This window comes from Streptococcus sp. IsoGale022 (assembly GCF_031142805.1).
Lineage (GTDB): Bacteria > Bacillota > Bacilli > Lactobacillales > Streptococcaceae > Streptococcus > Streptococcus sanguinis_A.
This window is the reverse complement of sequence record NZ_JAKZJI010000002.1, coordinates 101,558-115,737: the sequence shown is the minus strand read 5'-3', so window position 1 is coordinate 115,737 and position 14,180 is coordinate 101,558. Positions and strand designations below refer to the sequence as shown.

At 44.8% G+C, this 14,180-nt stretch carries 14 protein-coding genes; 4 read left to right on the top strand and 10 right to left on the bottom strand.

Annotated elements, in window-relative coordinates:
* Nucleotides 1-112 precede the first annotated feature (112 nt).
* From RG608_RS02065 to gla, 4 genes are all read right to left on the bottom strand, one after another.
* Nucleotides 113-1,048, bottom strand: a complete 936-nt coding sequence (locus RG608_RS02065) for a serine hydrolase domain-containing protein (protein ID WP_268686988.1) — start codon at nucleotides 1,046-1,048, stop codon at nucleotides 113-115.
* Nucleotides 1,045-1,779 carry a CppA N-terminal domain-containing protein gene (locus tag RG608_RS02060; protein ID WP_268686989.1) on the bottom strand — a complete coding sequence of 245 codons (735 nt, stop codon included), beginning with the start codon at nucleotides 1,777-1,779 and terminating at the stop codon, nucleotides 1,045-1,047. The genes RG608_RS02065 and RG608_RS02060 overlap by 4 nt, the downstream gene beginning before the upstream one ends.
* 95 nt (nucleotides 1,780-1,874) lie before the next feature.
* Nucleotides 1,875-3,158, bottom strand: a complete 1,284-nt coding sequence (locus tag RG608_RS02055) for a DUF308 domain-containing protein (protein ID WP_268686990.1) — start codon at nucleotides 3,156-3,158, stop codon at nucleotides 1,875-1,877.
* Nucleotides 3,159-3,221: 63 nt separating this feature from the next.
* A complete protein-coding gene (gene gla / locus RG608_RS02050; RefSeq protein WP_002929119.1) occupies nucleotides 3,222-4,085 on the bottom strand; it encodes an aquaglyceroporin Gla in 864 nt (287 codons plus the stop codon).
* A 104-nt stretch (nucleotides 4,086-4,189) separates the two neighbouring features.
* On the opposite strand from gla, the gene RG608_RS02045 reads away from it, so the two are divergent.
* Together RG608_RS02045 and RG608_RS02040 are read left to right on the top strand one after the other, a co-directional pair.
* On the top strand, nucleotides 4,190-6,508 hold the full coding sequence (locus RG608_RS02045; RefSeq protein WP_268686991.1) for a Xaa-Pro dipeptidyl-peptidase: 2,319 nt from the start codon (nucleotides 4,190-4,192) through the stop codon (nucleotides 6,506-6,508).
* 198 nt (nucleotides 6,509-6,706) lie between these two features.
* Nucleotides 6,707-7,006, top strand: coding sequence for a YbaB/EbfC family nucleoid-associated protein (locus RG608_RS02040; protein ID WP_032906355.1), 300 nt, complete (start codon nucleotides 6,707-6,709; stop codon nucleotides 7,004-7,006).
* A gap of 117 nt (nucleotides 7,007-7,123) precedes the next feature.
* Here RG608_RS02040 and RG608_RS02035 read toward each other — a convergent pair whose 3' ends face one another.
* The gene (locus RG608_RS02035) at nucleotides 7,124-8,878 is read right to left on the bottom strand and encodes a glycerophosphodiester phosphodiesterase (RefSeq protein ID WP_308946483.1); all 1,755 of its coding nucleotides are present in this window, start codon (nucleotides 8,876-8,878) and stop codon (nucleotides 7,124-7,126) included.
* A 90-nt stretch (nucleotides 8,879-8,968) separates the two neighbouring features.
* Complete coding sequence (locus tag RG608_RS02030; RefSeq protein WP_002896624.1) at nucleotides 8,969-9,463, bottom strand: DUF536 domain-containing protein; 495 nt, start codon at nucleotides 9,461-9,463, stop codon at nucleotides 8,969-8,971.
* 269 nt (nucleotides 9,464-9,732) lie between these two features.
* On the opposite strand from RG608_RS02030, the gene RG608_RS02025 reads away from it, so the two are divergent.
* Both RG608_RS02025 and RG608_RS02020 read left to right on the top strand, forming a co-directional pair.
* Nucleotides 9,733-10,908 carry an NAD(P)/FAD-dependent oxidoreductase gene (locus tag RG608_RS02025; protein WP_268686993.1) on the top strand — a complete coding sequence of 392 codons (1,176 nt, stop codon included), beginning with the start codon at nucleotides 9,733-9,735 and terminating at the stop codon, nucleotides 10,906-10,908.
* Between the two features lie 44 nt (nucleotides 10,909-10,952).
* A complete protein-coding gene (locus RG608_RS02020) occupies nucleotides 10,953-11,408 on the top strand; it encodes an 8-oxo-dGTP diphosphatase (protein WP_032910635.1) in 456 nt (151 codons plus the stop codon).
* A 31-nt stretch (nucleotides 11,409-11,439) separates the two neighbouring features.
* Here the strand turns inward: RG608_RS02020 and RG608_RS02015 are convergent, their stop codons facing one another.
* The 4 genes from RG608_RS02015 to RG608_RS02000 form a co-directional block, all read right to left on the bottom strand.
* Complete coding sequence (locus RG608_RS02015; protein WP_268686994.1) at nucleotides 11,440-12,180, bottom strand: MerR family transcriptional regulator; 741 nt, start codon at nucleotides 12,178-12,180, stop codon at nucleotides 11,440-11,442.
* A gap of 104 nt (nucleotides 12,181-12,284) precedes the next feature.
* Nucleotides 12,285-13,031 carry a class I SAM-dependent methyltransferase gene (locus RG608_RS02010; RefSeq protein WP_308946482.1) on the bottom strand — a complete coding sequence of 249 codons (747 nt, stop codon included), beginning with the start codon at nucleotides 13,029-13,031 and terminating at the stop codon, nucleotides 12,285-12,287.
* A gap of 122 nt (nucleotides 13,032-13,153) precedes the next feature.
* Entirely contained in the window at nucleotides 13,154-13,492 is a 339-nt protein-coding gene (locus RG608_RS02005; RefSeq protein WP_268686996.1) for an AzlD domain-containing protein, read from the bottom strand.
* Nucleotides 13,482-14,177, bottom strand: a complete 696-nt coding sequence (locus tag RG608_RS02000; RefSeq protein WP_268686997.1) for an AzlC family ABC transporter permease — start codon at nucleotides 14,175-14,177, stop codon at nucleotides 13,482-13,484. The genes RG608_RS02005 and RG608_RS02000 overlap by 11 nt, the downstream gene beginning before the upstream one ends.
* Nucleotides 14,178-14,180: the final 3 nt, after the last annotated feature.

The window sequence follows — 14,180 nt, the reverse complement described above, 5'->3', positions numbered from 1 at the left end:
AATATACTTTGGCAAAAAAAGCGATTTTTATTAAGAGGAAATCACTGGGGCTTGAGACCGATATTTATATAGGCAGACATGATAAAACTCCGGGGCTTGCAGCCGGAGTCTTTTAAAGTTCTATTCTTATCAGATCCATCAGCTGGTTCCGATCTAAGATCCATTGAGCACGCTCGTCTTTTTCATAGGTTCGGTTGGACAGAAAAATAGCCGCCTTTTGCTCCTCGCGATTATACATGATAAAGGTTCCCGTGTAGCCAGTGTGGTCCAGCCAGCTGCCTTCTAGATTCCAGGCTAGACTGCGCCTTTTACCCGGCTCTTTAGAAAAATTCTGGGTCAGATTGGCCGCAAAGTCATCCTGCAGATAATGTTCCAGAAATATTTCCAAATCCCTGAGAGTGGAAAATAAGCCTGCACTGCCAGCATGTCGTCCCAGTACACGTCCCTTAGGGTCATGAACCTGACCATCCTGGATACTGCGAACGGTCGGCACAGCTCCTGGAACTGGTCCAAAACCTGTCTCAGCCAAACCCCAAGGCCGGAAAATCTGACTTTGAAAAATCTGATCCAAGGCCTGACCGTAGATCTCTTCCAGCATAAAGCCCAAGAGCAGAAAATTTACATCTGTATAGCGGAAGGTCTTATCTTCAAGCACTATCAAATGATTAAGCGCTACTTTCAACTCGGGAGCTGTCAGCTGGTCACGATTGGGAATAAAGGGATCCAGCCCAGATGTGTGGGTCAAGAGCTGACGCAAGGTCACATCTTCTCGATGGAAGGCCGGATAATAATGCTGCAAGGGCAAATCCAGCTCCAACTTGTCCTGTTCATACAAAAAGGCTGCCAGAGTACCAACTCCGACCACCTTACTGACGCTAGCCAAGTCATAGACTAAACCCGCTTGAGTGGCCTTTTTTTCTTGCGGATCAGCTAGACCAAAGTAGAATTCCTGCCACCGGCCAGCTTGATACAAGGCCAGACTAGCACCGGGATAGATACCGTCTTTCAGCTGTTCTTGGATTTTACTGATGATTTTTTCTAGAGTCATGCTTCAAACCACAATTCAATCTTGCTAGAATCCTGACTCAGCAGGAACTTATCTGACTTGGGTACAAAGACCTCGCGTCCTTCAAAGACAGGACGCAGCGCAGCGGTTTCTAAACGATTGACCTGAGCTTTGAGCATGGTCAAATCCCAAGTTAGGGCACTGTCTGCCTGCAAGTCTTGTCCCTCTGCTTCTGTAAAGGTCAGAAAATCCAGCGCATTTTCAATCTTGCTGTAAAATTCTTGGGCTGCATTGGCATCAGGCACACGAATTTCTACTGTCTCTATCTCAAATTGACTAAGACCGATGAAGTCCTCTTGCTTTTCAAAGGCAGGAGCCTCCGCCACTTCTTGCAGACTTGCTCTATTCTCTTCTGCATGCAGGAGAACTAGGTCGCCTTCTGGCGACAGGGCTTCAAAAGCATAGCCTTTCTCTCCTTGATACAGCTTTGTCCAAGCAGGCTTTTGAGCCAATAGAGACTCGATTTCTTTAGCATCTGCAACCTTGACAACGATTCTGGCTAATTTTTTAGGACCTTTTACTCGCCGAGACCGCATACTGGGCGATTCTTCCAGCTGCAGTTTCTCTTTCTTAGTCTGATCTCCCAAGGACAGAAAAGCAGCTTCCTCTAAAAGAGCCTTCATGCCCAGCTGATTTACAAAAAATTCTTGATTTAAATGACGATTATTTATCTTTAATACAGGGATAATTCTAATAATATGATTCGCGCTCATAATTCCTCCAAACCATTTTATTGTAATGGATTTTCATCTTTTTGACAAGAAATTATGCGCAAATAAACAATTTTTAAAACAAGAAGGACTTGGATTTATTGGTAAATGGTCTGAGCAATGACCAAACCTCTAGCGGACTCAAACTCGTACTGCAGATAGGACTGGTAGGTACCGGGCGCAATAATCCCGCGAATATCCAGAATATCTGTCCCAGCCTGCCCAATAATCGAATCTGCTAGCAGGCAACAGTTGGTCGACAGGACAAAATATGTCTTGAAACGACTGGTTTTAAACTTATATAGCTGCGCTCCTAGTTCATGCTTCAACTTGTAGGAGTATGTTGGCTGGCCATTTTTCAGTTCTGCTGGCGGCTCCCATTCCACCAACAGCTGATCGATTTCAGCCAAGCGCTTTTCAACCGACTCCTTCTCCTTATCCGTCAAAGCCAAAGAATAACCAAAGAGTGTTTTCTTACTTTCTTTTTTGCAAAGCTCGATATAGGCGTCTTTAGGAACCTTGAAGAGAACACCGTCTCCAATCATACCCTTGCATCGCTCAGAAAAAACATCATAGCTGCCATAAGAAATCACTTGTCCCTGATAGCAAATATCTACATGGCCAATGGCCCCTAATAAACTTGTCTTTGAAGTATGAACCAAGACCTCTAAGTCCGCCTTTTTCTCTCCGTCCTTAACAAGACTATAAACATTTTTACGATCAGAAGCTGCTTCTCCCTGAATCAGTCGATTAAAGTGCTTCAGATTTTCTACCGGAATAAAAGCTGCAAAAATAATAGGTAGGTTAATACGAATTTGCCTACGCAGCCGATGTTTTTCCCGATCATTATCAAAAAAGAGGCCATCCCGAATATTGGACATTCCCAGCATCATCAAATAGATTCCCAAAATCAAAAACTGCAAGTGTCCGTCAGTCGCAGGCGAAAGAATACTGGTCAGCCCAATTCCACCATAGAGAACGGTATCAAATAGATAGCGCAAGCCGCCCTTGACATGATTTTGCCGATAAAGGAGGTAGGTCACTCCGTAAATACCGGCAGTCAAGAGCTGGTAGCTACCCAAACTGATAATCACAATATTGACAGGCACATCACTGATTCGGTTGAGCCAGCCGATACCCATAGCGACTGTAATCTGAAGCAGACTAGGCCAGACAGCCCCTTCTTTCTTGCGCGTAAAAACATGAAGAACAATATTTGCCAAGCCAACAACCGTCAGATAAAGCGAAATAAAATCGAAGCCCAGCTGGGTAAAACTGAAGCCATTGACAATGATAATCAGGCCGAAAACAAGAGCTAAAAGACCAAAGAGTAAGGTTCTACGGCCACTGATCTTATGAAATTTTGACACTTGCATCTCCATCTTTGCCTCCTCTATCGTTCGAAAAAAGAGCTGGGGAAATCCCCCAACTCTGATCTTATGTGCTTATCCGTAGATTGTTTTAAACAAGAGGACTGCTGTGATACCTGCAAGAATCGGTGCCACAACTGGAACCCAAGAATACCACCATTTTGAATCACCCTTGTGTTTACCCAAAACAGCTTCTGGCAGGATGAAGTGGAGGATACGAGGTCCAAGGTCACGAGCTGGGTTCAGTCCTGGTCCAGTAGGGCCTCCCAGTGAGGTTACCAAAGCCATTACCAAGAAACCAAGTGCCAAGTGAGCGACTGAAAGACCAGCTGCAGTATGCGGAGCCACTTGTGCTTTCACTGCTGCATCTGTCAACTGCTGACCAGATTGCTCAATAAATGGTTTCAAATATTGTAACGCTTCTGCTCCAAAGAAGTTCTTAGTCAAGCCTAGAGCAGCAAAGAAAAGAACAAAAGAACCAACAAATTCATTGATAAAACCATTGAACAAGGCAGCTTTACGTGATTCAGGTGTGCCATGGTCTAGGCTAGAGATAGTAGAGAAAGTACCTAAGATATTGTTAGGATTTTCTGTTTTCAGATAGTAAGGACGGTGGGTCGCAACGACCAAGGCCTGTCCGAAGATAGCTCCCAAAATCTGTGCTGCAATGTATGGCGCAACCTGTGCCCAAGGGAAATACCCGCTGACAGCAAGTCCCAAAGTAAAGGCAGGGTTGATATGGTTACCGGACACATTACCAAACATCAAAGCTGGAATCATGACCCCCATACCGTAACCGACAGCGATGACCAACCAACCGCTCTGGTGTCCCTTAGTTCCTTTTAATTCAACGTTGGCAACAGCTCCGTTCCCCAAGACAATGAGGATAGCTGTTCCTAAAAATTCTGTGGCGTATTTAACGACCCATTCGAAATCCATTTAATGATACTCCTTAAATATTTTTTAGACAAAGTCTATTTTATCAAGTATAATGGATAATGTAAAGGTCATTTTTAATAAAAATAAGAAAAAGAGGGAAGGATATGCGTTTTAATCAGTATAGTTATACAAGAACGAATCGGGAAAATATGTTGACAGAATTAGCTGAATTAGGCTTTTTTTATGACAGCAATCGCTCTGACAAGGAAAATCTTGAAGATTTTCTCCGCACCAGCTTTTTCACTTATAAAAATACAGATTATCCCTTGAAATCCTGGGCTGCTGACAGCCAAACAGACCTGCTGAGCTTTTTCCAGTCTGACAGAGAACTGACAGCACCTATCTTTTACACTGTGGCTTTTCAACTGCTTGAGTTCTCGCCCTTTATTGATTTTACAGATGTTGAGGCCTTTCGCAAGGAAACAGGCTTTCCCATTACATTTGGAGACTTGTTGGAAAATCTCTACCAGCTGCTCAACACTCGGACAAAAAATGGCAACCTCTTAGTTGATAAGCTAGTCAGTGAGGGTTTGATTCCTGAGGACAATACCTACCACTACTTCAACGGCAAGAGCCTGGCAACCTTTTCCAGCCATGATGATATCCGAGAGGTGGTTTACGTGGAATCACGCGTGGATACTGATCGAGACGGTCGTCCGGATCTCATCAAGGTCAGCATTATCCGCCCCCGCTATCAAGGACAAGTCCCTGCTGTCATGACAGCTTCTCCTTATCATCAAGGAACCAATGACCCCGCAAGCGACAAGGCTCTCCACGACATGAATGTGGACTTAGTAAAAAAAGAGCCTCATCAAATCACAGTACAAGATCCTGAGCTCAAATTGCTCCAGCTGGATTCGCCGGATTCTGCCCAAGAAGTCTCTGAAGCCGAGGAAAAACTGGGTCATATCGGCACCTACACGCTCAATGATTACTTGCTGCCTCGCGGATTTGCCAATCTCTATGTGTCTGGCGTAGGAACTAAAGACTCTGAAGGACTGATGACCAGCGGCGACTATCAGCAGATTGAGGCTTATAAGAACGTTATTGATTGGCTCAACGGCCGCTGCCAAGCCTTCACCGACCACACTCGCCAACGGGAAATCAAGGCCACTTGGTCCAACGGAAAAGTGGCTACGACCGGTATCTCCTATCTGGGCACCATGTCCAACGGGCTGGCAACGACTGGCGTAGATGGTTTGGAGGTCATTATCGCTGAAGCTGGAATTTCTTCTTGGTACAACTACTACCGCGAAAACGGTCTTGTCACAAGCCCTGGCGGCTATCCAGGAGAGGATTTTGAATCCCTGACCGAACTGACCTACTCCCGCAACCTGAGGGCTGGTGACTACCTGCGCAACAACGACGCTTATCAGCAAAGCCTAGAGCAGCAGCGCAAAGACCTAGACCGGCAAACCGGGGATTACAATCAATTTTGGCATGACCGCAACTACCTGCTCCAGACAGATAAGGTCAAGGCCGAAGTCGTCTTTACCCACGGCTCTCAAGACTGGAATGTCAAGCCCCTTCACGTCTATCAGATGTTTAGAGCCCTACCCTCCCACATCAAGAAACACCTCTTCTTTCACAATGGCGCCCATGTCTACATAAACAACTGGCAGTCCATCGACTTCCGTGAGTCTATCAATGCTCTACTGAGCAAGAAACTGCTAGGCTATGAATCAGACTTCGAGCTGCCACCAGTCATCTGGCAGGACAACAGTCAGGCTCAAAGCTGGCTGACCTTGGAAGACTTCGGCGGGCAAGAGCAGAATCTTCATCTCCAACTAGGCCAAGATTGCCAGTCTATCCAAAATCAATATCCAGAAGAAGACTATAATCGTTTTGCTAAAAATTACCAAAGCTTCAAGACTGAGCTTTTTAAAGGTAAGGTCAACCAGATTACTCTGGACTGGACCTTGGAAAAGGACCTCTTTCTCAACGGAGCGAGCCAGCTCAATCTTCGCCTCAAATCCAGCACCGACAAGGGATTGATTTCTGCTCAATTGCTGGACTTCGGACCAGCTAAACGCCTCACACCGATTCCTACTCCTATTGAGCCTAGAGTCATGGACAACGGCCGCTACTATATGCTGGACAATCTGGTTGAACTCCCCCATACTGAAACGCCTCATCGCGTCATCACCAAAGGCTTCATCAACCTGCAAAACCGGACCAACCTACTGACTGTCGAAGAAGTCACTCCTGACCAATGGCTGGAATTCTCCTTTGAACTGCAACCAACTATCTATAAAATGAAAAAAGGCGACCAACTGCGCCTCGTCCTCTACACTACAGACTTTGAGCATACCGTTCGTGATAAGACCGACTATCAGCTGATAGTAGATTTGGAGCAATCTAGTCTGGATTTGCCGACCATGAACTTTAATATGAACGAAGATTTAGACGAAACAAGCGATTAAAAGAGCGCGGCTCGCGTCAACTATGTTTCATTAAAAATTCTCAATACGATACACATTCCTCTTATAAGAGCATAGCCTGCTTTTCATTATGGAAAAACTCTGGCTCTGCTTCTTGCCACTTTTTCAAAAAATGATATAATTTGAAGAGTGAAGATTACCGAGGGCTGAGCCCTTATTAGAGAAAGGAAAGAAAATCTTATGATGAACATGCAAAGCATGATGAAGCAAGCACAAAAGCTTCAAAAGCAAATGGAAAAAGGACAGGCAGAACTAGCTGCAACAGAATTCACTGGCAAATCAGCCCAAGATTTAGTCGTTGCTAAACTGACAGGCGATAAAAAGGTAGTCAGCATTGACTTCAATCCAGCCGTTGTGGATCCTGAAGATTTGGAAACTCTGTCAGAGATGACTGCGCAAGCTCTGAATCACGCGCTGGCTCAGATTGATGAGGCCACTCAGAAGAAAATGGGTGCTTTCGCAGGCAAATTGCCTTTTTAAGCAAGATAAATAACCTTACCTCTTGACTAAACATAAATCAAGAGATACTCGAACCAGCAAAAAAGACTGAAGAATCTCAGTCTTTTTTTGATTTATAGTCGTTTCTTCACTAGTCCACTACACAAAATTAAGCAAATCCGCTGCCTTACTCATCAAAAGCAGGGCATAGTCAGGATTGTTCTGCAGTTCCTTGATAGAGCTCTGCACCAGCTCCAAATCATCGGTAATCATGCCGTCAACACCCAGACGGAAGGATTTGCCAATGCTGTCTGCATCATTGATGGTCCAGTCATAGAGCTGCTTATCCGTCGTCCATAGCTTGTCGACAAAGTTTTCATCGAGGATCGAGTACTCCATCGTATAGCCGGAAGCCTGTGTTCGTGGGAAAATAGTATTGTAGGGCAGGATAAAGAAGGTCGGTATGCTCTCATCATACTGGACAGTCTTGTCAATAACCTGATAGTCCAATGACTGAATCTGGTGGCCATAAACCTTGATGTTGGCTCCGTATTGGCTCAGGAAACGGTCCATCATATCGTCTGACTCCAAGCTGCTGGTCTTGATTTCTATCAAGAGTCTCTGGCCCATCTGATTGGCTCGTTTGAGATAAGCATCAAAGCTGGAAATTTTGGCAGTGTGTCCATTTTCCGAAATATCTAAAGCTGTCAGCTCTTGCAGAGTCAACTCTTGCGGTTTAGCATCAACGCCAGCCAAGGCTTTTAGATTGGCATCGTGCATCATGACAAATTGTCCGTCCTTGGTCTCCTGTACATCCATTTCGATATAGTCTGGCTTAAGCAAGGCGGTCTTCTCTAGCGACTCAACCGTATTCTGGACACCATTTCCCTGCGAAACTCCACGGTGAGAGATGGTCAGAGGGACGTTTTCCAAGGGCAGATTGAGATAGACAAATCCTTCAAGGGCAAAGGCAGAGCTGGTGACCAGAAGGATAAACCAGCGCATGAGAGGCAGGCCTTTTCTATAGCGATACTCAGACAGCTTGCTGTCTGTCAGAAAAGCCACAAACTTAATCAGAAAGTAGGCTACCATAAAGTAATAAGCCAGCTTGATGAGGCAGTAATTAACAACCGCTGCTATCAAGGCTATCTGATTGGACTGGCCATCCGCATACTGCTGCAACACTAAAATAGGAATGCTGCTTAAAAGAAAGAAGAGAAAGCTCTTAGCCAGTATCCAAAAGAGCTGCCAAGTATAGCGAATCAGGTGCCCCTTGGTCTTCTCCAAACTATACCTAATTGCGTCTCGTAGGCGGAAATGCTCAAAAAAGAGCTTGGGCAGGGCAAACATCAGGCGGACAGCTATCAAAAATAGCAGAAAACCTAAAGCATAGATTGATAATTTCATCCATAAGGCCGTCTTGAGATAGGTAACGATAAATTCTGGAATCAGAATTTTATTCAAGTAGTAGATTTTGAGAATTTGCCGCAGAAAAGGAAAGATGAAGCCCATATACAGTGCAATAAAGAGGACCTTGCTGGGTCGGGCGTAGCGAATCAGCGATCCGCTGTCTTTGAAACTTTTCTTGATAAACTGAAAGGCGCTTCGTTCTTCCTCGTCCAGAAGATTGCGGAGCCCCATAAATATCAGCCCAATCTGAAAATAAGCGACAAAGAGGTTGGCCGCAAAAAGCACTAGAAAGGCCAAGCCAACCCAGACATTTGAAGTCAGAACCTTCAAGGCATTCGTATAAGATAAGAAGAGGTAGCCTGTCTGCTTGAGCAGAGTCTCTGCTGCAAAGGAGTTGAAAGGCACCCAAGCCAGCTCCATGAGCATAAAGACTGTGAAAAAGAGCAACAGAATTTTATCAAGATTGCGATAGAGACGTAAAAGTCCCAGTCTTTGTGATTTCATTTTCCTCCTTTATGTTGTGAACGATACAAAACTTGCTAAAAATTGATTCTTATTTAAAACAAGGTTGAGACAGATGTCCCAACCTTATTTTTACTTTCCAAATAAACGTGCCCAGAAGCCCTTGCTTTCCTGCTCCTGCACCTTTTCCTTGGCTTCATCCAACTCCAACAGCAAGGTTTCACGCTCATTCATGGCCTTGGCTGTCAGCTGCTGCTGCTGGTCCAACTGCTTGTCCTTTTCAGCAATCTGGACATCCTTGATGCGCAACTGCTCATCTTTCTTAGCCAGCTGGCTATCCTTGGCTTTAAGCTGTTCATAGAGACGCACAATCTCAGCATTTTTTTCGTCCACCAAGATTTCCATCAGCTCGCGTTGCTTCACATCTTCGCTAACAGGTTCATCTTCAAAAATAGTTTTCTTATAAATCTCTTCCAGCTTAATCAAGCCGCTGCGGGTCACCACCGTGACTCCTTTTTCATTCTTTTCCGTATCTTCTGGCGGCAGTGCCTTGACACGATTGTTAATCGCCTGGCGGCTAACTCCAAGAATCTCGGCTAACTCGCTGACTGTCTTTTCAATTGCCATAATTTCCTCAAAAACTTTTTCTAGTTTGTAGATACCTAAATCTTATCATATCAAGCCTTAACTGTCAAATTTCACAATATTTTTTGAGCCTGACTCCTATCTTTTTAGCCCTTTTTTATGATACAATGAGACAGATTAAGTGACTTAAAAACGAATAAGATACCACAGCCAAAATAAACAGGTAAGCAATGGCTAACTCCTAGATAATAGTAGCTGATAAAAAACTCAACCTAGTCTTAGCCGAACTTATCTCTGAAAGGAAACCATAAATGAACCATTTCGACACAATAATCATCGGCGGAGGACCGGCTGGCATGATGGCTGCCATTTCCAGTTCTTTCTACGGACAGAAGACCTTGCTCCTCGAGAAAAATAAACGATTGGGCAAGAAACTAGCCGGTACAGGCGGCGGGCGCTGCAATGTGACCAACAACGGAAACCTAGATGACCTCATGGCCGGTATTCCTGGCAACGGGCGCTTTCTTTACAGTGTCTTTTCCCAATTTGACAACCATGATATCATCAACTTCTTTACAGAGAACGGCGTCAAACTCAAGGTTGAAGACCACGGCCGTGTTTTCCCAGCGACAGACAAGTCCCGCACCATTATCGAAGCTTTGGAAAAGAAAATTGCAGAGCTGGGTGGCACTGTCATCACCAATACCGAAATCGTCTCTGTCAAAAAATCCGATGGCCTTTTCACTGTCAGATCCAGCGGCCAGATTTGGACCTGCCAGAAATTGATTGTGACGACTGGCGGCAAGTCCTATCCTTCAACTGGATCGACAGGCTTCGGCCACGATATCGCCCGACACTTCAAGCACACAGTAACTGACCTGGAAGCTGCTGAAAGTCCTCTTCTGACTGACTTTCCTCACAAAGCGCTTCAGGGGATTTCGCTGGACGATGTGACCCTCAGCTATGGCAAGCATGTCATCACCCACGACTTGCTCTTTACCCACTTTGGCCTATCAGGTCCGGCAGCTCTGCGCTTGTCTAGCTTTGTCAAGGGCGGTGAAACCATCTATCTGGACCTTTTGCCACAGATGAGTCAGCAGGCTCTGACGGATTTTTTAGAAGAACATCGGGAAAAATCCCTGAAGAACTGCCTGAAAATTCTCCTGCCCGAGCGAATGGCAGACTTTTTTGCCCAACCCTTTCCCGAGAAAGTCAAACAACTCAATCTCAGTGAAAAAGAGGCTCTCATCAAACAAATCAAGGAACTAGCCACCCCTGTCACTGGCAAAATGTCCCTGGCCAAGTCCTTTGTAACCAAAGGCGGCGTCAGCCTCAAAGAAATTAATCCCAAAACTCTGGAAAGTAAACTGGTTCCCGGCCTCCACTTCGCTGGAGAAGTTCTAGACATCAATGCCCACACGGGCGGCTTCAACATCACATCTGCCCTCTGTACCGGCTGGGTGGCAGGGAGCTTGCATTATGAGTGATGGCTCATATTTATCCATTCAGGTCAAACAAAAGGAATAAGCAAATGAATCGACTAGAAAATGTAGAATTCGTCAACATGTGCATGATTTATGACGGAGAAAAAGTTCTCGTACAAGAACGAGTCAAGTCTGACTGGCCCGGCATCACTTTTCCTGGCGGGCATGTAGAGCGCGGAGAATCTTTTGCCGATGCAGTTATCAGAGAAATCAAAGAAGAAACTGGATTAACCATATTCAATCCTCAACTTTGCGGCATAAAGAATTGGTATGATGATAAAGATTTTCGTTATGTCGTCCTGCTCTACAAGACAAAGCACTATTCCGGTGTGCTGCAATCCTCAGACGAAGGAAAGGTCTGGTGGGAAGATTTTAAAAATCTGTCCCATTTAAAGCTAGCAACAAGTGACATGTCTGATATGCTGCGTGTTTTTTTAGAAGACGATTTAAGTGAATTCTTTTACTATAAAGACGGTGACGACTGGCTTTATGACTTGAAGTAGAAATAAATAGGCTAGGAAATTCCTAGCCTATTTATTTCGCATTTGTCCGAACATAAGCTGCAATGACATCTGCTGTGTACTGGGCAGTGCCTAATCCGAACTTGTCAATATTCTTCTTGAATTCTGGATTGTGGACATAGCCCTGACCGATGTAAGCAAAGACTTGCAGCGAGCAGTCAAAGCCGTAAGTGCGAATGGCTTGTAAGAGACGCGCTGCCTGCTCTTGATTTTCTGCTGCTTCAACTGGCAAGCCTTGTCCCATATTCTCTGCCAGACTTTGAAAAACTTGATTGAAGGCTGCAGCAGATTCTTCTTCCCGTCCATTTTGACGAGTCAATGCTTGCGCCATGACTTCTTGACCGTATTCTTCGACAGCTTCTTGATGGTATTTTTGATTGTCTTCGTAGGTAAAGCCTGCGAATTTTTCTTTCATTGTCATCTTTCTTTCTCCTTTTTCTTCTTGAATGGTTTTTTGTAAGGTGGAAATCAAGGTGTCCAAGCGATCTCTTTCCTGCTGCAAATACTTTAACTGCCTAACCAGATGCGGCAATAAGGCCTGTTCGTCCTGACTCAGCAGCTCGGCTATTTTCTCCAAAGAAAAACCCAGATACTTATAGTAAAGGATGACCTGCAACCGCTCTAAATCATCTTGGCTGTATGTCCGATAGCCATTTTCTGATTTAGCAGGTACTAAAAGTCCGATTTTGTCGTAATGATGCAGGGTTTTGACAGAGACTCCCGAAAGTTGCGCAGCTTCTTTGATATGGTACATGATAGATCTCCTTACCACTATAGTATAAGCCCTGACCAAAGGTCAGGGTCAAGCTTTTTTAGAAATTTTTTAAACCGACTTAGAGTTTCCAAAGCGGCAAGTATTTATTTACGAGAAACCATAGCAATAAAGCCCAGTTTTTCTTGATTCTTTTGGAACATCTTAAACATCTTCATAAATTGACTGTAGTTTTCTTTCTTGAGGGCATTAAAGCAGATTTTCAGTGTGCCGCCCAGTCCTTCGTCATAAATCATACCTTGAAGACTCATCAAGGTCATTTCGCCGACAAAGGTGTCTACACGGTCAAAAGCATGAGAGCGCGCTAGCTGAATCCAAGAACCCTCTGTCAGAGGCCCCACATTGACATTAATCGCACGAGATAGCTCTTCTCGGACATTCTCATCTCTTTGTTTGAGCATAACATCGTGGGTGAGGAGCACTCCACCTGGCTTCAGCACCCGGTAGTACTCATCCATACATTTGGCCTTCCCCTTATCTGTCTGCATGGTCAGCATGGCTTCATTGATAACGATATCAAAAGAATTGTCATCATAAGGCAGCTTCATGGCATTAGCCTGCTCAAATGTGACGAGCTCACCAACACCAGCCTTTTCTCCATTAAGCCGCGCCTTAGCCAGCGCAGCCTTATCCAAATCAATTGCAGTAATCTGGCAGCCATATGTTTTAGCCAGCTCAATCGTTGTGGTTCCCATATTGCAAGCAACTTCTAGAACCTTCTTGTCGCTGGAAAACTGCCCCTGCTCAATCAGCCAGTCTGTTGCCAGCTTGCCACCGGGACGAAGACGTTTCTTTCCTAATTTTGCTAAAAATTTATGACCTGCTTCTGCCATTTCCGAACCTCCATGATTTTGATTGGTTCCATTATAGCATAAAATATTATATTTTCAGATAATTCTTAGAATTTAGCAAAAAACAGACCGAATCGACCGATTCAATCTGTCTTGTACTCTCTTTACAAGCCAAGAAATCCAGCTAGATAGCGCAGCAAGGCCACCAAGACTACACCAAACACAACAGTTGCAATTAAGTTTTTATACTTAAATGCCACATAACTAGTCGGAAAAACGACCATTAAATCCAGCCATTTAAAACTCGGCAGCTGACCTGTTTTAGCATTGGTGACACTAGACAGGATAAGGGCAAAGATAATGGAAACTGGCAAATATTTGAGGAAACGCTCTGCCATGGGCGGAAGCCCCTTGTACTTGACTAGGATAAAGGGCAAAACCCGCGGAATCCAAGTGACTAGGGCCGAAAAAAGAATAGCCAGCAAAATATACTTACTTATCATCCAAAATCACCCCCACTGTACAGCCTAGCAAGGTTGCAAACAGTACCGCCAGCGAATTTTGAAGCAGCATGGTCAGAAGCAGGTAGGCAATCCCCACCACACTCAAGACTAAAAAGAGTTTATTAATCCTGACACGGCGTAGCATAATTGTAAACTGAGAAGAAAAAATACCAATAAACATAGCAACTAGGGCAAAGTCCAGGCCAAAGCTCTCAGGATTGGGCAGAAGGGCACCGAGGGCTGTTCCCAAAACAGTACCCAAAATCCAGGAAGCGTAACTCATGAAATTATTGCCCATCATCCAAGCAGCAGCGATTTCCTCTGTATGTGCCCGCTCTCCCATCAAGACCCCATAAGATTCATCCGTCAAAAAAGAGCCAATGACAATATTCTGCATCAAGCTAGACTTACGAAAAAAAGTAGATGCATGCAGACAGAGCAAAAGATGTCGGATATTGATGAGAAAAACAGTCAGTGCGATAGCCAAGACCGGCGCCTTCTGGGCAAATAAACCAATCATGGCAAACTGGGCACTGCCCGCATAAACCAGAATACTCATCAGCCCCATCTCCAAGGGATTCATATAAGGCGCCGCCATGATGCCGCAGGCTAAGCCAATCCCAATATAGCCCAGAGCTGTTGGCACTGCTGCTTGTGTCCCTTGTTTAAATGTCTGTCCGCGCATTCT